Annotated in this window: 24 protein-coding genes; 12 read left to right on the top strand and 12 right to left on the bottom strand. The window is 63.8% G+C overall.

The window, feature by feature from the left end; all coding sequences use genetic code 11:
* Nucleotides 1-111 precede the first annotated feature (111 nt).
* Nucleotides 112-1,155 carry a helix-turn-helix domain-containing protein gene (locus AC0NIH_RS14270; RefSeq protein ID WP_224690535.1) on the top strand — a complete coding sequence of 348 codons (1,044 nt, stop codon included), beginning with the start codon at nucleotides 112-114 and terminating at the stop codon, nucleotides 1,153-1,155.
* A gap of 166 nt (nucleotides 1,156-1,321) precedes the next feature.
* The gene (locus AC0NIH_RS14265; RefSeq protein ID WP_352710694.1) at nucleotides 1,322-2,371 is read left to right on the top strand and encodes an alpha/beta hydrolase family protein; all 1,050 of its coding nucleotides are present in this window, start codon (nucleotides 1,322-1,324) and stop codon (nucleotides 2,369-2,371) included.
* 54 nt (nucleotides 2,372-2,425) lie between these two features.
* Here AC0NIH_RS14265 and AC0NIH_RS14260 read toward each other — a convergent pair whose 3' ends face one another.
* From AC0NIH_RS14260 to AC0NIH_RS14250, 3 genes are all read right to left on the bottom strand, one after another.
* On the bottom strand, nucleotides 2,426-2,923 hold the full coding sequence (locus AC0NIH_RS14260) for a GAF domain-containing protein (protein ID WP_473467434.1): 498 nt from the start codon (nucleotides 2,921-2,923) through the stop codon (nucleotides 2,426-2,428).
* A 295-nt stretch (nucleotides 2,924-3,218) separates the two neighbouring features.
* Nucleotides 3,219-4,832 (bottom strand): chaperonin GroEL, encoded by a 1,614-nt coding sequence (gene groL, locus AC0NIH_RS14255; RefSeq protein ID WP_473467433.1) that lies wholly within the window; start codon nucleotides 4,830-4,832, stop codon nucleotides 3,219-3,221.
* Nucleotides 4,833-4,900: 68 nt separating this feature from the next.
* The gene (locus tag AC0NIH_RS14250) at nucleotides 4,901-5,260 is read right to left on the bottom strand and encodes a co-chaperone GroES (protein WP_023766174.1); all 360 of its coding nucleotides are present in this window, start codon (nucleotides 5,258-5,260) and stop codon (nucleotides 4,901-4,903) included.
* Nucleotides 5,261-5,506: 246 nt separating this feature from the next.
* On the opposite strand from AC0NIH_RS14250, the gene AC0NIH_RS14245 reads away from it, so the two are divergent.
* On the top strand, nucleotides 5,507-5,740 hold the full coding sequence (locus AC0NIH_RS14245; RefSeq protein WP_013894241.1) for a hypothetical protein: 234 nt from the start codon (nucleotides 5,507-5,509) through the stop codon (nucleotides 5,738-5,740).
* A 66-nt stretch (nucleotides 5,741-5,806) separates the two neighbouring features.
* On the top strand, nucleotides 5,807-6,073 hold the full coding sequence (locus tag AC0NIH_RS14240; protein WP_023766175.1) for a DUF1488 family protein: 267 nt from the start codon (nucleotides 5,807-5,809) through the stop codon (nucleotides 6,071-6,073).
* A 177-nt stretch (nucleotides 6,074-6,250) separates the two neighbouring features.
* On the opposite strand, the gene AC0NIH_RS14235 is transcribed toward AC0NIH_RS14240, so the two are convergent.
* Entirely contained in the window at nucleotides 6,251-6,442 is a 192-nt protein-coding gene (locus AC0NIH_RS14235; RefSeq protein WP_023778944.1) for a hypothetical protein, read from the bottom strand.
* A gap of 39 nt (nucleotides 6,443-6,481) precedes the next feature.
* Nucleotides 6,482-6,982 (bottom strand): hypothetical protein, encoded by a 501-nt coding sequence (locus AC0NIH_RS14230; protein WP_473467431.1) that lies wholly within the window; start codon nucleotides 6,980-6,982, stop codon nucleotides 6,482-6,484.
* A gap of 83 nt (nucleotides 6,983-7,065) precedes the next feature.
* Between AC0NIH_RS14230 and AC0NIH_RS14225 the strand changes: the two genes are divergently transcribed.
* From AC0NIH_RS14225 to AC0NIH_RS14205, 5 genes are all read left to right on the top strand, one after another.
* Nucleotides 7,066-8,109 (top strand): LacI family DNA-binding transcriptional regulator, encoded by a 1,044-nt coding sequence (locus AC0NIH_RS14225; protein ID WP_473467429.1) that lies wholly within the window; start codon nucleotides 7,066-7,068, stop codon nucleotides 8,107-8,109.
* Nucleotides 8,110-8,171: 62 nt separating this feature from the next.
* A complete protein-coding gene (locus AC0NIH_RS14220) occupies nucleotides 8,172-9,419 on the top strand; it encodes an ABC transporter substrate-binding protein (RefSeq protein ID WP_473467427.1) in 1,248 nt (415 codons plus the stop codon).
* A 312-nt stretch (nucleotides 9,420-9,731) separates the two neighbouring features.
* The gene (locus tag AC0NIH_RS14215) at nucleotides 9,732-10,661 is read left to right on the top strand and encodes a carbohydrate ABC transporter permease (RefSeq protein ID WP_473467424.1); all 930 of its coding nucleotides are present in this window, start codon (nucleotides 9,732-9,734) and stop codon (nucleotides 10,659-10,661) included.
* The gene (locus AC0NIH_RS14210; protein ID WP_473467422.1) at nucleotides 10,661-11,518 is read left to right on the top strand and encodes a carbohydrate ABC transporter permease; all 858 of its coding nucleotides are present in this window, start codon (nucleotides 10,661-10,663) and stop codon (nucleotides 11,516-11,518) included. Before AC0NIH_RS14215 ends, AC0NIH_RS14210 begins: the two co-directional genes overlap by 1 nt.
* A 52-nt stretch (nucleotides 11,519-11,570) precedes the next feature.
* Nucleotides 11,571-13,544 carry a glycoside hydrolase family 127 protein gene (locus AC0NIH_RS14205; RefSeq protein WP_473467419.1) on the top strand — a complete coding sequence of 658 codons (1,974 nt, stop codon included), beginning with the start codon at nucleotides 11,571-11,573 and terminating at the stop codon, nucleotides 13,542-13,544.
* A gap of 96 nt (nucleotides 13,545-13,640) precedes the next feature.
* Here AC0NIH_RS14205 and AC0NIH_RS14200 read toward each other — a convergent pair whose 3' ends face one another.
* From AC0NIH_RS14200 to AC0NIH_RS14175, 6 genes are all read right to left on the bottom strand, one after another.
* Complete coding sequence (locus AC0NIH_RS14200; RefSeq protein ID WP_473467417.1) at nucleotides 13,641-14,045, bottom strand: DUF1801 domain-containing protein; 405 nt, start codon at nucleotides 14,043-14,045, stop codon at nucleotides 13,641-13,643.
* A 131-nt stretch (nucleotides 14,046-14,176) separates the two neighbouring features.
* Complete coding sequence (locus tag AC0NIH_RS14195; protein ID WP_473467415.1) at nucleotides 14,177-14,608, bottom strand: DUF1801 domain-containing protein; 432 nt, start codon at nucleotides 14,606-14,608, stop codon at nucleotides 14,177-14,179.
* A gap of 23 nt (nucleotides 14,609-14,631) precedes the next feature.
* Nucleotides 14,632-14,853: a hypothetical protein gene (locus AC0NIH_RS14190; RefSeq protein ID WP_013894229.1), complete on the bottom strand. Its 222-nt coding sequence runs from the start codon at nucleotides 14,851-14,853 to the stop codon at nucleotides 14,632-14,634.
* A 37-nt stretch (nucleotides 14,854-14,890) separates the two neighbouring features.
* A complete protein-coding gene (locus tag AC0NIH_RS14185) occupies nucleotides 14,891-15,283 on the bottom strand; it encodes a VOC family protein (protein ID WP_013894228.1) in 393 nt (130 codons plus the stop codon).
* Between the two features lie 77 nt (nucleotides 15,284-15,360).
* Nucleotides 15,361-15,792, bottom strand: a complete 432-nt coding sequence (locus AC0NIH_RS14180; protein ID WP_473467412.1) for an SRPBCC family protein — start codon at nucleotides 15,790-15,792, stop codon at nucleotides 15,361-15,363.
* Entirely contained in the window at nucleotides 15,789-16,112 is a 324-nt protein-coding gene (locus AC0NIH_RS14175; protein WP_013894226.1) for an ArsR/SmtB family transcription factor, read from the bottom strand. Before AC0NIH_RS14175 ends, AC0NIH_RS14180 begins: the two co-directional genes overlap by 4 nt.
* A gap of 100 nt (nucleotides 16,113-16,212) precedes the next feature.
* Between AC0NIH_RS14175 and AC0NIH_RS14170 the strand changes: the two genes are divergently transcribed.
* Nucleotides 16,213-17,088, top strand: coding sequence for an NAD(P)H-binding protein (locus tag AC0NIH_RS14170; protein WP_473467410.1), 876 nt, complete (start codon nucleotides 16,213-16,215; stop codon nucleotides 17,086-17,088).
* Here AC0NIH_RS14170 and AC0NIH_RS14165 read toward each other — a convergent pair.
* Entirely contained in the window at nucleotides 17,078-17,812 is a 735-nt protein-coding gene (locus AC0NIH_RS14165) for a gamma-glutamylcyclotransferase (RefSeq protein ID WP_473467409.1), read from the bottom strand. The two genes, AC0NIH_RS14170 and AC0NIH_RS14165, sit on opposite strands and share 11 nt — an antisense overlap.
* Before the next feature lie 196 nt (nucleotides 17,813-18,008).
* On the opposite strand from AC0NIH_RS14165, the gene AC0NIH_RS14160 reads away from it, so the two are divergent.
* Both AC0NIH_RS14160 and AC0NIH_RS14155 read left to right on the top strand, forming a co-directional pair.
* Nucleotides 18,009-18,701 carry a DUF2270 domain-containing protein gene (locus tag AC0NIH_RS14160; RefSeq protein WP_352710658.1) on the top strand — a complete coding sequence of 231 codons (693 nt, stop codon included), beginning with the start codon at nucleotides 18,009-18,011 and terminating at the stop codon, nucleotides 18,699-18,701.
* A gap of 163 nt (nucleotides 18,702-18,864) precedes the next feature.
* On the top strand, nucleotides 18,865-20,130 hold the full coding sequence (locus AC0NIH_RS14155; RefSeq protein ID WP_473467407.1) for a DUF763 domain-containing protein: 1,266 nt from the start codon (nucleotides 18,865-18,867) through the stop codon (nucleotides 20,128-20,130).
* Nucleotides 20,131-20,151 lie beyond the last annotated feature (21 nt).

The raw sequence follows: 20,151 nt of genomic DNA, 5'->3' as shown, positions 1-20,151 counted from the left end.
TTGCGGTTTTGCGTCCGGAATTGCGTAGAGACAAAGGGTAAAGCATCGGAGGCGTTTTTTCGCCGGAAATGGTCTACGGTCCGCCTGTTCGCAGGAGCCCGCACCCGATCCATGCTGTTCGTTCCCCTGCCCTTCGTCGTCGCGCTGTTGCTGTTCATCCTGCTTGGCGTGGTCGCCAGGCGTGGAGATGAGGCTGCGCCCAACCTGCCGTTTCTTGCCCTGATCCTGGTCGCGGCACTGCAGTCGGTGTTCACCGGCCTGCGCTGGGGCTACGGCATCCGCGAAATAGGCTATATCGCTCCCCTCTCCGCCGCGATCATGCCAGCGCTGCTCTACGCCGGCGTTGCCAGGCTCGCCCGCACCAGCGACCGCCCATGGCCGGCCCTGCTGGCGCTCCACGCAGTCCCCGCCGCCATCGTCCTTGTGTTGGTGCTTTTCTGGCGCGACGCGGTCGACGCGGCGCTGATTTCGATCGATTTCATCTACGCCACCGCCATCCTCTGGCTGCTGCGGTCCGGCGCCGACGGGCTTCGCCTGGCGCCTTTCGACGGCGCGGTTCCGGCCTACCGGGGCATCATTGCCGCGGCGTTTACGCTATGCCTGTCGGGACTGGTCGACATGGCGGTGTCCTTCGACGTGGCATCCGGGCATGGCGCCCGTGCGGCGGCCGTGATCGGCATCGCCAATCTTTTCATCCTCGTCATCGTCGGCGTCGCGACGGCCGCGGCGAGCCAGAGCCATGTTCCGCCTAATGCCGCCGAGCTCGCCGAGACCTCGCCCCCTGCCAATGCCGGCGAAGACGCCGACACGCTTCGCAGGGTGGACGAAGTGCTGCGGGAGAAGAAGCTCTACCGGGACGCCGACCTCAATCTCAACCGCCTTGCGCGACGCGCCGGAATTCCGGCACGGCAGATTTCGGCGGCGATCAACCGGGCCAAGGCCAGGAACGTCTCGCAATATGTCAACGAACATCGCATCGACGAGGCCTGTCGGCTGCTGACCGGGACCGATCAGCCGGTGACCGAGATCATGTTCGCGGTGGGCTTCCAGACCAAGTCGAACTTCAACCGCGAATTCCGCCGCGTCACCGAGATGACGCCGCTCGCCTGGCGGGAACGCAATGCGCCCTCGCTTGCAAGCCCCGTGGGTGGCTGAACACTCGAGGCACTGCCCGGCGCCAAGCCGTACTCGATCACGATGTGGTACTCGATCACGACAAGGCACGTCCTCGATCGCGATCGAGGTCGCGGGCTCCGAGCCGATCCGCAGATATCGCGGTGTCAAACCAGCAAGGCGCACGCGTTCGCCAACGGAGCTTCCAATGAAATTATCGACGATGCTTTGTGCCGTCCTTGTCTCAACGATGCCGATGCAGCACGCGGCCAGCGCCGGCGACAGCGTCGGCGTTCGTCACGTCCCCGCTTCATCCAGGGAACGCGGCACTGATCTCGACGTCACGGTCTGGTACCCGGCGCAACCGGGCGGCGACGCGGTCAGCCTCGGCGACAATGAGCTTTTCATCGGCACCTCCGCCCTGCGCGATGCGCCGGTCTCAGGCGGAAAATTTCCACTCATCCTGCTTTCGCACGGCGCCGGGCTGGCGGGAAATCCGCAAGCCTTGAGCTGGATCGCGACACCTCTGGCCAGGCTGGGATTCATCGTCGCCGCTCCCACGCATCCGGGAAACACGGGGCCAAAAAGGTCCGCTGCGGAGACGATGAAACTGTGGCTGCGGCCCGCCGATCTCACGGCAACCCTGGACGCGATGGAAGGGGACGCCTTGTTCAGGGATCACCTGGAGCAGGGCCAAGTCGGCGTGCTCGGCCTTTCCATGGGCGGCAACACCGCCCTCGCCATGGCCGGTGCCCGCGTCGACCCGAAGCTGCTGGCAGCCTATTGTGATACGGACCGGCTCAATGCCTCGCTTTGCCAATGGGTCAGGCAAAGCGGCGTCGATCTCCACGCCATGGACCTGCGGCCCTCCGGCCGCGACAACAGCGACCGCCGCATCCGCTTTGCCATGGCCATCGATCCCGCGCCAGTCGATGTCTTCGACACCGGAAGCTTCGCCGGCATCAGGATCCCGGTCGATATCGTCAATCTTGGCCAGCCGGGAAAGATCCCCACGACCAGCGACGCCTCGGGGATCGCAAAGGCGATCGTTAAGGCGAGCTACGCGGCGATCGAGGATGCCAGCCACTACAGCATGTTCGGCGCGTGCAAGCCCGGTGCGTTGGCAATCATCGTGTCCGAAGAGATCGGCGACCCCGTGTGCGATGATGCTGGCGGACGATCGCGCGGCGAGATCCATGCGCAATTGATCGACATGGCGACTACGGCGTTCAGCAGAGCGCTGAAGGCAGGGCCATAGGCTTGCAAGGCAAGCGTTCTACGGCGCCAACGCTTATCGCTCGATGGCGCGCGCTCAGTCCTCGAACGAACTTGCCGCGACATAGACAGCGGCCAGCGCCTCGATGCCAGCCTGGTCGGCCTTGTCGAAGCGGCCGGGCAGCGGGCTGTCGAGATCGAGCACACCGAAGACGCCGTTGTCGTCTTCCAGGAGCACGACCAGTTCCGAGCGCGAATCGGCGTCGCAGGCGATGTGGCCGGGGAAGTCGTGGACGTCCTTGATCAGCATCGACGTGCCGAGTTCGACCGCGGTTCCGCACACGCCCTTGCCGACGGCGATGCGCACGCAGGCCGGCTTGCCCTGGAACGGGCCGAGCACCATCTCCTCGTCCGATGCCAGGAAATAGAAGCCGGCCCAATTGAGGTCGGGCACCATCTGGAAGACCAGCGCCGAGGTGTTGGCGGCATTGGCGATCGAGTCGCCCTCGCCGTCGAGCAGCGCCTTCAGTTGCGTGGCAAGGTCGCGGTAGAACGCGGCCTTGTCCGAGGTGTCGATGGCCTTGGCCGCAAACATGGCTTGTCTCCGAGCTGAGAATCGCGGTGCCGTTTCCGGCAAGCTGCACCAAACGACCACCGGGCCATATTAGCGTGAATTCCATCCCCCGCGAAAGCCGCAAGATCAGGACCGCCGCCGCAATTATCGCGGACGTGTGGCTCGATCTTGCCGCCGGGCTGCATGAAGGCGCTGGTGCTGCGGTTGAGTGGGAAGTAGCAGCTTCAATACGAGCGTCCTTCTCCCCCGTTCACGGGGAGAGGGACGATGTTGTCGCCGCTTTCGCCAATCGTTGGCGTCGCAGGCCGTCTGAATCCTAGTAGCCGCCGCCCGCCGGTGCCGCATCCTTCGGCGGAACGTCGGTGATCATCGCTTCGGCGGTGATCAGCAGGGCCGCGATCGACCCGGCGTCCTGCAGTGCGGTGCGTACGACCTTCGCCGGGTCGACGATGCCGGCCTTGATCATGTCCACATAGGTCTCGTTCTGGGCGTCGAAGCCCTGATTGTGGTCCTTGCTGTCGGCGAGCTTGCCGACCACGATCGAGCCTTCGACGCCGGAATTCTCGGCGATCTGGCGGATCGGCGCTTCGAGCGCCCGCAGAACGATCGAGATGCCGGCGGTGACATCGGCATTGGCGCCGTTCAGGCCTGATAGCGCAGATTTGGCGCGCAGCAGGGCCACGCCGCCGCCGGGCACGATGCCTTCCTCGACCGCCGCGCGCGTTGCGTTCAGCGCGTCGTCGATGCGATCCTTCTTTTCCTTCACTTCCGACTCGGTGACGCCGCCGACGCGGATGACGGCAACGCCGCCTGATAGCTTGGCCAGCCGTTCCTGCAGCTTTTCCTTGTCGTAGTCGGACGTCGTCTCGTCGATCTGGCCCTTGATCTGGGCAACGCGCGCCTGGATGGTCGCCTTGGTGCCGGCGCCGTCGACGATCGTGGTGGTGTCCTTCTCGATCAGCACGCGCTTGGCGCGGCCGAGCATCTCGATGGTGACGTTTTCGAGCTTGATGCCGAGATCCTCGGAGATCATCTGGCCTGCCGTCAACACCGCTATGTCTTCCAGCATCGCCTTGCGGCGGTCGCCGAAGCCCGGCGCCTTGACGGCCGCTACCTTGAGGCCGCCGCGCAGCTTGTTGACGACCAACGTGGCAAGCGCCTCGCCTTCGACGTCCTCGGCGATGATAAGCAACGGCCTGCCGCTCTGCACCACGGCTTCGAGGATCGGCAGCATCGCCTGCAGATTGCCGAGCTTCTTCTCGTGGATGAGCACATAGGGCTCTTCTAGCTCGACACGCATCTTGTCGGCATTGGTGACGAAATAGGGTGAGAGATAGCCGCGATCGAACTGCATGCCCTCGACGACGTCGAGCTCGGTTTCGGCGGTCTTGGCTTCCTCGACGGTGATGACGCCGTCATTGCCGACCTTGTCCATCGCCTTGGCGATCATGGCGCCGACGCTGGCATCGCCATTGGCGGCGATGGTGCCGACCTGGGCTATCTCGGCCGACGACTTGACCTTCTTGGCCTTGGCCTTGATTTCCACGACGACGGCGGCGACGGCCTGGTCGATGCCGCGCTTCAAGTCCATCGGGTTCATGCCGGCGGCGACCAGCTTGGCGCCTTCGCGCAGGATCGAGGCGGCCAGCACGGTTGCCGTGGTGGTGCCGTCGCCGGCGAGGTCATTGGTCTTCGAGGCCACTTCGCGCACCATCTGCGCGCCCATGTTCTCGAACTTGTCGGCAAGCTCGATTTCCTTGGCAACGGTGACGCCGTCCTTGGTGATGCGCGGCGCGCCATAGGCCTTGTCGATGACGACATTGCGGCCCTTGGGACCGAGGGTAACCTTGACGGCGTTGTTGAGAAGCTCGACGCCGCGCAGCATGCGGTCGCGCGCGTCGGTGGCGAATTTGATTTCCTTGGCAGACATTTTTTCAATCCCGTTCGTGTGAGTGGACCCGTTCGCCACCGAGCCGCCGAAGCTCGGTGTCTGCCGGGTCAGGCGGCCTTCTTGGCCGCAGGTTTGTCGGTGACGGCCGTCTCGCTCTTGTCGATGACGCCAGTCTCGCTCTTGTCGATGACGCCCATGATGTCGGCTTCCTTCATGATCAGAAGGTCCTCGCCGTCGATCTTGACCTCGGTGCCCGACCATTTGCCGAACAGGATGAGGTCGCCGGCCTTGACGTCGAGCGGCACAAGCGCGCCGTTTTCGTCGCGTGCGCCGGGGCCGACAGCGATGACTTCGCCTTCCTGCGGCTTTTCCTTGGCAGTGTCGGGGATGATGATGCCGCCCTTGGATTTGATATCGCCTTCGGCGCGCCGGATGACGACGCGATCGTGGAGTGGCCGAAACTTCATGAGAACTTCTTTCTGGGGCCGGCTTAGGCGGCCGCACCCATCCTATAGGCGCTTTGGCACTCGATAGATAGGAGTGCCAAAATTATTCGCGACCAAAATTAAATATTGAAAAGTATTATTTCGGCACCTGGTTTCGTGGTACCCAAACCCAGTCAAATAATTCAAAAAATTGAATTTTGCCGGTCGAGTGCCTATTTATCGGACAAGTTCACTCTCACGATTTCAGGGCACAAGGAGATTTCCACAATGGCCGACGGCAATCAGACGATCATGGAAAAAGCTGAAGCCCGCTTTGTCGACAAGCAGAAGAAGACGGCGGAGCGCAACAAGGCCACCGCCGAGTACATGTCCGAGGCAAGGGCCAGGGAGATCAAGACGGCAAGGCTGAGGCAATTGCGCCTGGCCAAGGAAGAGGCCGACCGCGTCGCGGAAGCCCTGAACCCGACGCCGAAGAAGAAGCGGGCGGTGAAGAAAGCCTAAGCAATTCCAGGAAAAGTGCGAAGCGCTTTCCCTTGGGAATGGCGCCAAAACAAAGGAGGCAAGAACATGAGCCTGACCTTTCCTAACCGCAGCCGCAGCTATGACGAAGCCGGCAAGCGGATCCGCTTCGTCGGCCATGACGGCATGTTCCAGATTTCCTTTTCCGTCGCCGCCGACGCGATGACCAAGATCCAGCCGCGAACCAGCGCCACCGAAGCCGGCTATCTCGCCACCTTCGACACCGAAAGCAGCGTCATTCGCGATGTGGCGTCGAAGGCCTACGATCGCACACGCAAGAGCATGTATGTGTTGACATCGGACGATTTCGGCTGAGACCTGCTTCCGAATGCGGTGAACCGGATCAGGGCTTGCGTTCTGCTCCCCGCATTGCAGTTGCACTGACGGCCAATGCATGTCGCCCAAAAGTACCTGGGGTTTGGGGAAACGACATGAAAACAAAGACCTAAAGCAATTCGCATGAATCCGCTTCAGCGCGACGCGATTTAGGAATCAGCTCTTTCGTTCCGCCCTCTCCCGGCGTTTGACGTCGCGGACATTCATCTGCACCACCATGTCCTCGGCATCCCGCGGGCTCATGCCCACCATCACTCTTTGCCGCACCACGGCGGGCTGGCCGGTGAAGACATCGATGATGGTCCAGCTCTGGGGAAGCTCCATTCGCAGTGCGTAGCGATTTGCCATCTGGCGTCCCGTCTTTCGGCCCGGCCGCTCTGTCGAGCCTCAACCCTTGATCAAGAAAAACACGGCAGCCAGGATTGTTACCGTCCAGGCGATGACCGACAGCTTCAACGCCATGCCGCCATGCGTGACCAGGACCTCGCGCAGTCGAGGCATGATACCCGCCGGCCGGGCTCGCACCGCCGCCCCGGCGGCGGGCGCCTTGACGCCCTGTTTCCCGAAGACCGGCAGCAGCGATGGTTCACGCACGAAGATGGCCTCGATTGTCAGGGGAAAATCGGCAGCACGGATGCTCGCGTGACTTCCATAGCACTCTTTTCGCGAACGCCCGCATGCCAAATCAAGAATAGGCGCCACGGACCCAATGGAACGATGGTGCCAGCCGGAACCGTTCCACATCTTCAACGCCGAACCCGGCGGGAAAGGCCGCAGCGCCGCGGCTTGATCCGCGGCGGCGCTTGCCCCTGCCCAACCATTTTTTCCCTCTTGAACGCTCACCCAATCTGGCCTAGCCTTGGCTTGAGAAAAGGTTTTTCCAAACATTTCCGATCAAGCTCGGCCATCGACCGTGCTTTGTTTCGACCTGTAAGAGAAAACCTTTTCTCATGCTAAGGATTTTCGGCGCGATGCCATCGGACGATCAGCCTGTTCCGGTCTTTCCAAAGCCTGTCACCTTGCGTGACGTGGCCGCGCAGGCCGGCGTCAGCGTCGCCACCGCATCGAAGGCGCTCAACGACCAGGGGCGCATGACCGCCGAAACCCGCGAGCGCATCCGCGAGACGGCGCGCAGCCTCGGCTTCCGCCCCAACAGCCTGGCGCAGAGCCTGCTTCGGCGCCGAAGCTTCACCGTTGGCCTGCTCACCAACGATACTTATGGCCGCTTCTCGCTGCCGCTGATGTCGGGCATTTCGGACGCGCTGGTCGACAAGGGTGTCTCGGTGTTCCTTTGCAATGTCGAGGAGGATCCGCGGCTCGGCCAGATGCATGTGGACGCCATGCTCGACAAGCGCGTCGACGGCATTATCGCCACCGGCAAGCGCATCGACCGCCATCTGCCGATCGATCTTTCCAACCTGCGCGTGCCGGTGATCTATGCCTTCACCCAGCCCGATCCCGACGCCGTCGCCTTCGTCTCCGACGACGCGGGCGGCGCGCGGCTGGCCGTCGAGCATTTTTGCCGGCTCGGCCGCCGGCGCATCGTCCATGTCAGCGGACCGGCGAGCTTTGCCGTGGTCCACGCCCGCGCCCAGGCCTATCGCGACGTGCTCGCCGAAAACGGCCTGCCGGTCACCGAACCGCTGCTCGGCTCCTGGTCGGAAGCCTGGGGGCACGAGGCGGTGGCGCAGCTGTTCGACGGCAAAAGCGACAGGCCGGACGCCGTCTTTTGCGGCAACGACCAGATCGCGCGCGGCGTCATCGATGCGTTGCGCGAGCGCGGCCTCGACGTGCCCGGCGATGTCGGCATCATCGGCTTCGACAATTGGGAGATCGTGGCGGAAGCGACGCGTCCGCCGCTGACTTCGGTCGACATGAACCTGACCGCGCTCGGCCGCGAGGCCGGGCTGACCCTGCTTTCACTGGTCGGCGGCACAGCCGCCGCGCCGGGCATTCGAAAACTGCCGTGCCGGCTGGTGGTGCGGCATTCCTGCGGCCGTCCGATGGACGGCTGAAAACGAAGCGCCGCGCGAGCGGCGCCAAGCCGCGGACAGCGGCCAACCTGGAGGAGGAGAACATGAGGAACCTGATTGCCAAACTGGCCCTGGCCGCTGCCGTTCTGGGCGGAGGCCTCGGCACCGCCGTCGCCGAAACGGCCAACATCTGGGTGCGCGCCGACGGCTCGAATTTCATGCCGAGGATCGTCGACGCCTTCAACAAGGCGCACAAGGACCAGGTCAAGCTCGACATCATTCCCAATGCCGAGATCATCCCGAAATACGGTGCGGCCGCCGCCGGCGGCACCGCGCCCGACGCGCTGTCGCTCGACCTGATCTATACGCCCTCCTTCGCCGCCGCCGGCCAGTTGGAGGACATCACCGACTGGGCCAAGTCCCTGCCCTATTTCTCCAGCCTGTCGCCGGCGCATGTGAAGACCGGCACCTACAAGGACCATATTTACGGCCTGCCCTTCTCGGCCGACGCATCGGTGCTGATCTGGAACAAGAAGCTGTTCAAGCAGGCTGGGCTCGATCCTGAAAAGGGCCCGGCCAACTGGGCCGAGATCGCCGCCGACGCCGAAAAGGTCAACGCGCTCGGCGGCAACATCAAAGGCTTCTACTTCTCCGGCAATTGCGGCGGCTGCAACATCTTCACCTTCACGCCGCTGATCTGGGCCTCCGGCGGCGATATCCTCTCCGCCGACGGCTCGAAGGCGACGCTCGACAGCCCGCAACTGCGCGGCGCCATCGATCTCTACCGCTCGATGGTCAAGAAGGATCTGGTGCCCGCCGGCGCGCAGACCGACACCGGCGCCAACTTCTTCGCGGCGTTTGCCGCCGGCAACATCGGCATCTCGCCGTCCGGCGCCTTCGCCATCGGCGCGCTCAACACCCAGTATCCCAATGTCGATTACGGCGTCACCTTCCTGCCGGGCAAGGATGGCGGCTGGTCGTCCTTTGCCGGCGGCGACAATTTCGTCGTCACCAAGGGCACCACGAAGCTCGCGGTGGTGAAGGAATTCCTGGACTTCGCCTATTCGCTGGAAGGCCAGACCATCCTGGCGAAATATGGCAGCCTGCCGGTGCGCGGCGACATCGCCAAGGACGCGCTGAAGGACCTCGATCCCCGCTACCAGATCGCCGCCGAGGCCATGGCCAAGGGCAAGACGCCCTATTCGGTGGTGTTCAACGACTTGATCAACTCCGCCAATGGCCCATGGACGCAGATGATCAACGAGGTCTTCTTCGGCGACGACGTCGACGGTGCGATCGCCAACGCCCAGGAGACTATGCAGTCGATCATCGATCAGGCGCCGCAAAAGTAAGCGGCCGCCTGCCGGCCGCCCGCCTGTCTCCCTGGGCGAGCGGCCGGCGCGTTTTTCGTTCAAATGGCAGAGTAAGGCGTTGAGAACACTTACTTGTATTGGCAGTTCGGGGCGTCGCAAGTTGCGCTCCCCCTTCTCCCCTTGCGGGAGAAGGTGGCCTCGCGCAGCGAGGTCGGATGAGGGGTGTTCCAGCTTGGCGACAGGTTCGAAATTGCCGTTGCCTCATTCCATGGCGCACCCCTCATCCGTCTCGGCGCTGCGCGCCGATCCACCTTCTCCCACAAGGGGAGAAGGAAAAGTAGGCGCCCAGACATGACAACCATCGCCACACCCACCACCGCCCCGTCCCGCGCCCGAAAAATGGTCGGCGCCGGGCGCCGGCAATGGATTGGCCTCGTCTATGTCGCGCCGGCCGTGGCGTTGGTGATGGTGTTCTTCGTCATCCCGCTCGGCATGACGGCGTGGATGTCGCTGCACAACTGGCCGCTGATGGGCGAGCACTCCTTCATCGGCTTCGACAACTACTTCGCGATCTTGCGCGACACCAGGTTCTGGAACGCGCTCAAATTCACCGGCTACTACACCGTCATCGTCACCATCGCGATCTTCGCCATTGCCTTTCCGCTGGCGATCTTCATCGAGAAACCGCGGCCGCTGACCAACCTCTACCGCACCGCCTTCTTCATGCCGGCGGTCGTCGGCTTTGCCTCGGCGAGCCTGCTCTGGTCGTGGCTGCTCAATGTCGATTCCGGCCTGTTCAGCCCCGCCGCCTACGATCTCGGCCTGATCGACAAGAAGTTCAACCTTCTGGCCACCTTCCAGCCGGCCTTCTGGTCGATCATCGCCATGGTCGTGTGGAAGGTCGCCGGCTTCACCATGATCATCCTGATGACCGGCCTGCAATCGATCCCGCAGGATCTGCAGGAGGCGGCCGTCATCGACGGCGCCGGGCCGTTCGCCCGCTTCCGCGCGATCACCCTGCCGCTGATGCGCCGCACGCTGGCGCTGGCGCTGATCCTGTCGGTCGCCGGCTCGATCCTCGCCTTCGACCAGTTCTACATCATCCTGCGCGGCGGCCCGCGCAACCAGACTCTGACGGCGGTCTACTGGATCTTCAACCAGTCCTTCGTCTCGTTCAAGCTCGGCTATGGCGCGGCACTGTCCATGGTTCTGCTGGTGATCCTGGTGGCGCTTAGCCTCATCCAGCTCTGGCTGCTGCGCAAGCCGGAAGGGCTCGACTGATGGCGCAGGCAATATCAGGCCGAGGCAAGCTCGCCGCCCGCTTGGCCAGGCACTCCACCGGCATCCTCGCCTCGGTGCTGTTCGTGGCGCCGATCGTGTGGACCGTGCTGTCGGCCTTCAAGCCGGCCGCCGAAGCACGCCTGCCGCCGCTGCCGCCATGGCCGACCACGGGCTTCTCGCTCGAAAACTACGCCACGCTCAACTCCTTCGGCGACGGCCTGTGGGCTTCGGCGCAAAACAGCATCTACGTCTCGGTGATGACCGTGGTGCTGTCGGTCATCGTCAGCGTCTTGGCCGGCTACGGCTTCTCGCGCTTCCGCTTTCCGTTCAAGGACCTGTTCTTCGTCCTCATCCTGTCGACGATCATGATCCCGTTCCAGTCGATCCTGACGCCGATATTCCTGGTGCTGACCAAGCTTGGCCTGCACAACACGCTGACCGGGCTGGTCGGCGTCTATGTGACGCTGCAACTGCCGTTCTCGATCTTCATGATGCGCAACGCCTTCGACGCGGTGCCGCGCGAGATCGAGGAGGCCGCGCGCATGGACGGGGCCGGCAACGCCACCATGCTGGTCAAGGTGATGCTGCCGCTGGTCTGGCCGGGCGTCGTCACCATCGCGCTGTTTGCCTTTCTCGGCGCCTGGAACGAGTTCCTCGCCGCGCTCGTGCTGATGACCGACCAATCCAAATTCACGCTGCCGGTGATGATGACCGCGCTTCAGTCGGGCCGCTTCGGCGCCATCGACTGGGGCGCCGTGCAGGCGGGCGTTACCGTGATGATGGTGCCGTGCCTGATCCTCTTCCTCGCTCTGCAACGCTTCTACATCCGCGGCCTGATGGCCGGGGCCGTCAAATAGTCGCCTGACGGCCGGGGCCGTCGAACAATCGAAAGAGTAATGGAGTAAGTTCATGACCGCATCGCCATCCGTAAAAACCGGAAACCCGAAGCTCGCCTTCCGTCCGCTGCCGGTGCCGCAGGTCGACGTGCACGGCTTCTGGGGCGATCGCGCCGACGCGGTGGCAAAGCGCACCGCCGAGATCCTCTACGAGCGCTGCGTCGAAGCCCGCATGCTGGAGCAGATCGACCCGGACCGCCCCTCGCCCGGCGTCGTGATTCCGTTCCATTCGCCCTCGCCCGACGAAGCGGACCGCCAGGGCGCCGAGTTCACCGGTTCGACGGTCACCACGCAGATGTTTTGGGATTCCGATCTCGGCAAGACGATCGAGACCGCTGCCTATTCGCTTTACCGGCGCAAGAACCCAGAGCTGGAGAAGAAGATCGACGCCGTCATCGATATGTATGGCAAGCTCCAGCAAGAGGACGGCTATCTCTCCAGCTGGTACCAACGCATCCAGCCCGGCAAGCGCTGGACAAACCTGCGCGACTGCCACGAACTCTATTGCGCCGGGCACCTGATCGAGGGTGCGGTTGCCTACTACCAGGCGACGGGCAAGCGCAAGCTACTCGACATCATGTGCCGCTATGCCGACCACATCGCCTCGGTGCTCGGACCCGAGCCCGGCAAGAAAAAGGGCTATTGCGGCCATGAGGAGATCGAACTGGCCCTGGTCAAGCTGGCGCGGGTGACGGGCGAGCAAAAATATATGGAGCTGGCGAAATACTTCATCGACCAGCGCGGCCAGCAGCCGCATTATTTCGACGAGGAAGCGCGCGCCCGCGGCGCCGACCCGAAAGCCTATCATTTCAAGACCTACGAGTACAATCAGTCGCACATTCCGGTGCGCGAGCAGGACAAGGTCGTCGGCCATGCGGTGCGGGCCATGTACCTCTATTCGGGCATGGCCGACATCGCCACCGAATATGGCGACGACACGCTGCGGGTGGCGCTCGACCGGTTGTGGGACGATCTCACCACGAAAAACCTCTACATCACCGGCGGGCTTGGACCGTCGGCGCACAATGAGGGTTTCACCAGCGACTACGACCTGCCCAACGAGAGCGCCTATGCCGAGACCTGCGCGGCGGTCGGCCTGGTGTTCTGGGCGAGCCGCATGCTCGGCATGGGACCGAACAGGCGCTATGCCGACATGATGGAGCGCGCGCTCTACAACGGTTCCATCTCGGGTCTGTCGCTCGACGGCTCGCTGTTCTTCTACGAGAATCCGCTGGAAAGCCGGGGCCGGCACAACAGATGGAAATGGCACCGCTGCCCGTGCTGCCCACCCAATATCGGGCGCATGGTCGCCTCGATCGGCAGCTATTTCTACAGTCTGGCGGATGACGCACTTGCCGTTCATCTCTACGGCGACTCGACCGCCCGCTTCGACATTGGTGGCGTAGCTGTCAGCCTGACGCAGGCGAGCCGCTATCCCTGGGACGGCGCCGTGGAGGTCACGCTCGAGCCTCAAGCGCCGGTGGAGTTCAACCTGCACCTGCGCATCCCGGCGTGGAGCAGCAGTGCTGCGCTCCGGGTCAATGGCGAAGCGATCGACCTCGCTGACGTGACCAACGACGGTTATGCCGCGATCCGGCGTGTCTGGAAGAAGGGCGATAGCGTCCGGCTTGATCTCGAAATGCCGATCGAGCGGCTCTACGCCAACCCCGAGGTCAGGCAGGATGCCGGTCGCGTCGCGCTGTCGCGCGGACCGCTGATCTACTGCGTCGAGGCGACGGACAATGAGACCCGGCTGCACCGCCTCGCTCTGCCGCGCACGGCAGATATAGAGGCGCATGATCAGCCCGGGCTTCTCGGCGGCGTGGTGACGCTTTCAGCCACGGCACAAGCCGACGCCGGCTGGCAGGACGGGCTCTACCGCTCGAAGCCGCCAGCAAGCGTCGAAACGCGGTTGACCGCCATCCCCTATTTCGCCTGGGACAACCGTGAGCCCGGAGAGATGCTGGTGTGGCTGCGGGACGGATGACAGCCCCTCCCCACGCGATACCATCCGGCTTTGGGGAAAATATCGTCCGAACAAAGGGCTAGAGCCGGACTCTGACTCAATCCGGCATCGAAATGTCTAGCGTTTGGCTGTGGCCTTGGACTTGTTCAAGGCGATCGCCGCGCGCACGAGTGCCTTGAATGCCTCCTCGTCCACTTCCTCACCTTTCTGGAAATCGATGGCACGTCGTGTATTGCCTTCGAGGCTGGAGTTGAACAGGCGCGTCGGATCGGGCAGTGCAGCCCCCTTGGCGAAGGTCAGCTTGACGACGCTCTTGTAGGTCTCGCCGGTGCAGATGATGCCGTCATGTTCCCACACCGGGACACCGCGCCATTTCCACGTCTCGACCACCTGGGGATCGGTTTGCCGGATCAGGGCGCGCAGCCGGCCGAGCATCTCGCCGCGCCAGTCGCCGAGTTCCTCGATCCTGCCGTCTATCAGCTGGGATGGAGATTTGCCGTCCTGCATCTCGGTGTCTGTCATGTCGTTTCTCCTCCGAGCTTCGATGGATAGAGCAATCCCGGCAAAGTGTGCAGCGGTTTTGCATCCGCAATTGCGTAGAACAACAAGACAGGGCATTGGAGGCGACCTTCGCCGGAAATGCCCTGGAGTACTCACATGCGCTCGCCAGGCAATTGGCTGGCCTGCTTCACCCAGGCGCTGAATTGGGCCCCGTCGAACGCATCGTCCTCATGGATGTCGAGATAGCGCGTGTCCTTGCTCTTGGATTCGCCCGGCGGCACCGGATCGAGCGACAGGCCGCGGAAGAAGGCCACCTTGATGTAACGGGTGAAGCAATGAAAGCTCAGGAACCAACCCTCGCCTTCGACGCTGTAGAACGGCGAGTTCCATTTGACGGCCTTGTGCACGCCGGGCACCGCGCGCTCGATGAGCGCATCGAGGCGCTCTCCCACCTCGCGCTTCCAGCCCGGCATGGCCGCGATATAGGCCTGCACCGGCGCGTCGCCATAACCCTTGGCGATCTGCGGGTTGCCGCCCGAAAGCAGCTTCGGCTCTGCCTTGGCGGATTTGGTCGACTTTGCCATGCCTTCCTGTCCTATCCGCGGACCTATCCGATGGCACGCTGCACGCTGCGCGTCTTAGCAACATAGGGCAGCACGAACATATAGAGGCCGCTGAACAGCAAAAGGAAGAGCGGCGGGAGTGGCGAATAGACCACCCAGGCAGGCGGCTGCCCGAACGCCATGGTGACGAAGTTGGCGACGACGGTTGCCGTGAAGATGATCGACAACCAGCGATGCGTTTGCCTGATCCATTTGCTCCAGTCCAAGATTACCTCCCTTGAAAAACACGTGAAATAGGACGCCTTACCAGCGCGCCAACTGGGTGATCTGCACGAGATTGCCGCAGCCGTCGTTCAGTTTGGCGATGGTCGAGCCGGTCACCTCGGTCGGCGGCATGGTGAACGTTCCGCCGTTCGCCGCGATGCGCTCGTGGTCGCCCTTGATGTCGTCGGTGAAGAACATGACCGCCGGCTGGCCCTGCTCGAACATCGCCTGCTGGTAGGCCTTGGCCGCCGGCTGGTCGTTGAGCGCCAGTTGCAACTCGGTGCCCTCGGGCTCGTCCGCCGAGGCGACCGTCAGCCAGCGGAACGGCCCGTTGCTGAAATCGGCCTTCTTGGTCAGGCCGAGCACACCGGTATAGAAGGCAAGCGCCTTTTCCTGGTCGTCCACGTAGATGCTGGTCAATTTGATCTTCATCGTCTTCCTCCATAGGTTTTGCTGGCGGCGAACCGCCCTGTGAAATCAGCTGTGGTTTTCAATTTGACCGGCGGACCTCAGTCCGTCCGATCCAGAAGCTGTTCCAGCTTCTCGAAAAATTGTGGCCAACCCATCTTGGCGCCGCCATAGGCACGCCTCTGCTCGGGCCGGAAGCCGGCTTGCTCCATGCGCAAATGGGTTCCCGTCGGCGTCGGGGTGAGCGTGAAGGTCACCACGCTTCTGAGATCGAAGGCCGGGTCGTGATGCGCCAGATTCCAGGTGTAGGACAGCGTCTTGTGCGGCTCGACGGCAAGCACCTCGCAATCCAGCACGCCACCCCAATCGGCGCTGATGTTGAAGCGATGGCCGACGACTGGATTGAAATCGTTCTTCATCAGCCACTCCTCGATCAGATGTGGTTGCGTCAGCGCGCGCCAGAGTTTCTCGGGCGGATGGGAAATCTGCCGCTCGACGACGACAGTGCGGGTCTCCTCGGCACGATCGTTCACTGGTCCATCCTTTTGAGCAAATCCTCCAGATCGTCGAACCGGCTTTCCCAAAACCCCGCCATCTGGCGTGTCCAGTCCATCAGCGGTGCCAGCGCCCCGAGCTGCGCGCTGTAATGCGTCTGGCGGCCCTGATGGCGGTCGCGCACCAGCCCGGCCTGTTTCAGCACGCCAAGGTGCTTCGACACCGCCGGCTGCGAGACGCCGGACTGCGTCGTCAGCGCCCCCACGGTCTGCTCGCCCTGCCGACACAGGCGTTCGAAGATCGCCCGCCTGGTCGGGTCGGCGAGCGTCCTGAAGAGCATGTCGTGAGCGTCCGGCATTCGCAATCGATAACCCATTGGCTATTGGTTGACGTATAACCGCGGGGATATATGTTCGTCAAGTGCGGATTTGGAGAGGCGCAAGATTGGAGCGGCGAAAATGATCCTCGTCACCGGAGCCAGCGGCCATGTCGGACGCAACGTCGTCTCGAGGCTGACGTTGCTTGGCCACGCGGTGGCCGCGCTTGTGCGCGACGCCCAGGCCGCGCAACGACGCCTGCCCACGGAAACAACGCTGCGCGTCGGCGACTATGAGGACGTCTCCACGCTGAAGCGCGCCTTCGCCGGCATCGACGAACTGGTCCTCATTTCGAGCGATGGCGACGCGGACACGGTGATGCGCCATCACGCCAACGCCATCGAGGCGGCGCGGACAGCCGATGTCGGTCACATCACCTTCACCAGCATCGTCGACATCGGCGAGGCGTCGCCCTTCTATTACGCGCCAGCCTACCGCGACGCTGAGCGCGGGCTCGCCGCCTGCGGCTTGGCTTCGACCATCCTTCGCTGCGGTCTCTACAGCGATTTCATCCTCGACACCTGGCTCGCACCCGCTCGAGGATCCGGCGAACTGTTGCTGCCTGCCGGACAGGGGCTTGTAACGCCCATCTCGCGCGATGACGTCGCGACGGCGGTTGCCGCGGCGGCGGCCAGACCGGACAAATCGCCGACGCTCTATACGATCACCGGAGAGCGGGCGCTGGACTTTGACGAAATCGCCGCCTGCTATGGCGTAGTGGCAGAACGGCCGATGCGTTACCGCGCCTGCTCCCTCGACGACTATCTCGCCTCGGCATCGGCGCGTCTCGAAGACCCATGGCCGCGAGCTTTCTCCAGCATGTGCGCCTCCATCGCGGAGGGCCGCTATGCCGCGACCTCCGTTGACTTCACGGCCCTTACTGGCCGGCAACCGGAGAATTTTAGAGATTTTCTGGTCCGTGTAGCACCCGGAAGGCCGGCGGAACCTATAGAGTGAGATGGACCCGCCCGATCTCGTCGGCCACCAGTTCCTGCAACTGCCACAGATTGCGGTCGCGGATGCCGCAGGCATCGAGATGGCGGATCGTCTCGAACAGATACTCGGCTCCCGAGCCCCAGTGGCCGACGGCCCTGGCGAGCGTCGCCGCGACCTCAGACTTGTCGAGCTTGCCGGCATAGCGCGGATTGGCGGGATCGACGACGAAGCCGAGCGCCTGGCTCACCCCACCCCCGGTTATAACCTGCAGCCTCCGTGGCACGTTGACGGCGGGCAGGATGGTCATCTCGCGGCGCAGCAGCGCTTCGAGATTGTCGGCTACAGGCTCGGCGATCTCGAACACCATGCCCTGGCATTGGCCGCCCCGGTCGAGCGCCATCATCAGGCCGGGCTGCTCGAGCGTGCCGCGAAAGCGCTGCACCGTGAAGCAGAACGACCGGTGCCAGCCTCGCGCCACTGCCCGCTCACCGCCCCGCACCTCTCCCGCCGGCTTCCACAACAACGAGCCGTAGGCGAACAGTTTCAGCGGCCCGGCGGGTGCCGAGCCCAGGATCTCGTCGCGAAATCGCGCATAGTCGGCGTCGGTCATGTAGACCATGCCCGGCGTCGGCCCGGCATCCTCGACAACGCGCATTGTACGGGCCACCAGCGCCTCGGTCAGCGCCATCGGCGCCTTGCGCTGGGCCGATTTGCGCGGCGACACAGAGGAAATAGGATTGTTCATTCCAGCGCTCCCAACCTTGCCGCCATGTTGCCGAAGGTTGGAGGGACTCTCAAGGGCCTGTCGATGGGCGCGAATCCGGCGGCGAATCCATACTGTCGCCGCAGGATTACGCGCCTGCGAATCGCCCCGCGCGGACGCCGTGAGGTTGCGGAACGAGATCGCCTTCAAGACGTTCTATCCAGGTCGGAGGAACCCCATGAACGACGCCCCGGCAACGCCCATCGGCAGGTCCCTGTCGCCGGGCGAGCTGGTTACCGTGATGTCCCATTTCCACCGCGCCGAAATTGCGCGCATGGCCGGTTGGCGTGACCGCATCGACCGCACCAGCAACTGGGCGATCACCGTAGTCGCGGCCATGTTGTCCGTGTCGCTGTCGACGGCCAGCGCACATCACGGCGTCCTGCTGTTCGCCATGCTGCTGGTCCTGCTGCTGCTGTGGATCGAGGCGCGGCGCTACCGTTTCTTCGATGTCTATCGTGCCCGCGTGCGCCAGTTCGAGCGACACTATTTCGCACAGATCTTCTCGCCCCAGCCCGACTTCGCGTCCGACTGGCTGCTGATCCTCGGTGAAAGCCTGCGGGCGCCCAAATTCCTCGTCTCGCAGCGTGTCGCGCTGGCGCGTCGTTTGCGCCGCAACTACATCCACATGATGCTCATCCTGCTGCTCGCCTGGATACTCAAACTCTCGACACCGAGCCTGATCGACCAAGGCGTTCCGACCGGCTTCGTCGGCACTCTGCGCCAAACGGTCAGCGCTGCGGCCCTGGGCCCGATTCCGGGATATGTCATCGTAGTGGCGATCGCGGTCCTCTATGCCGGACTGTTCGCCGCGGCCTTCCTGACACCCGGGGATGATGGCGAACTGTCCTTCGGCGACGTGCATGTCTAGCCTGAAGCAGGGCGCAAAGACTATTGCCGAACAGCTGGATGGGCAGAAATCCTGAATCAATATCCGAACGGCATGTTCACCTCAGCTTGTAAAATACAGCGCCGATGCCATCTAGTTCGATGGATGCCGGCGCGACTCGTCGGCCAAGGGAGACGTAAACGAAGTGACACAGCGAAGCGGCAGCGCCGACCTGCCGCTGCCTGGCGGACGGGTTCCGAAATGGCTGGGCGATCGCATGACGCGCCTGGGCGCGGTGCTGTGCGAGGCGATCATCCATCACTATGGCCGCGACGAATTGCTGCGCAGGCTGGCGCATCCCTTCTGGTTCCAGTCCTTCGGCGCGGTGATGGGCATGGACTGGCACTCCTCCGGCATCACCACCAGCGTCATCGGCGCGCTGAAGCGCGGGCTGACGCCGCTGTCGGGCGAACTCGGCGTCCATGTCTGCGGCGGCCGCGGCACCCATTCGCGCAAGACCCCGCATGAGCTCGAGATGATCGGGGAGCGCGTCGGCATCGACGGCACGGCACTGGCCACCGCCAGCCGGCTGGTCGCCAAGGTCGACAGCGCCGCCGTCCAGGATGGTTTCGATCTCTATCTGCACGGCTTCATCGTCACCGACGACAGCCGCTGGGTGGTCGTCCAGCAAGGCATGAACGGCGACAGCAAGCTGGCGCGCCGCTACCACTGGCTCTCGGAGGGCCTGAAGAGCTTCGTCGACGAGCCGCATGCGGCGATCGAGGGCAGACGCCAGGGTGAGATCGTCAACCTGACCGACCACCGCGCCGAGGCTTCGCGCAGCGGCCAGCTCGACCTGTTGCGCCAGCTCGGCCCCGACAGGATCGTGCGTGAATTCGCGGCCATCGAACCGCCGGCGGCTCCGGTCACCGCCCAGCCGATGCTGCCCAACCTGATCATGCCCGCCCACCATGATGTGCGTGAAAGCGATATCGTCATGCGCCGCCTGCACGGCAATATTTCCGCGGCGATCGAGAGCGGCCCGGCGGATTTTCCCGAACTGCTGCTGGTGCCCGGCGTCGGCGCGCGCACCGTGCGGGCACTGGCCATGGTGGCGGAGGTCGTGCACGGCGCGCCGTGCCGCTTCTCCGATCCGGCGCGGTTCTCGCTTGCGCATGGCGGCAAGGACCGGCACCCCTTCCCGGTGCCGCTGAAAGTCTATGACGAGACCATCGCGGTGATGAAGTCCGCGGTGCGCAAGGCCAAGCTCGGCAACGAGGAAGAGCTAGGCGCCCTGCAGCGGCTCGACGGACAGGCGCGGCGGCTGGAGCGCTACGTCACCGGCCCGAGCCTGAAGGAAATCGTCGCCGGCGAGTTCGACCAGTCGCACCAGCTCGGCGGCCGCAGCGTCTTCGGCTGGGAGCCGCCTCCAGGCGAGGCTTTGCCGGACGGCGCCAAAAAGTCGGGCTAGCCGCTTGGTCGCGGCCTACGT

The organism is Mesorhizobium sp. WSM1386, assembly GCF_055901595.1.
This window is presented reverse-complemented; position numbering and strand designations above follow the sequence as displayed.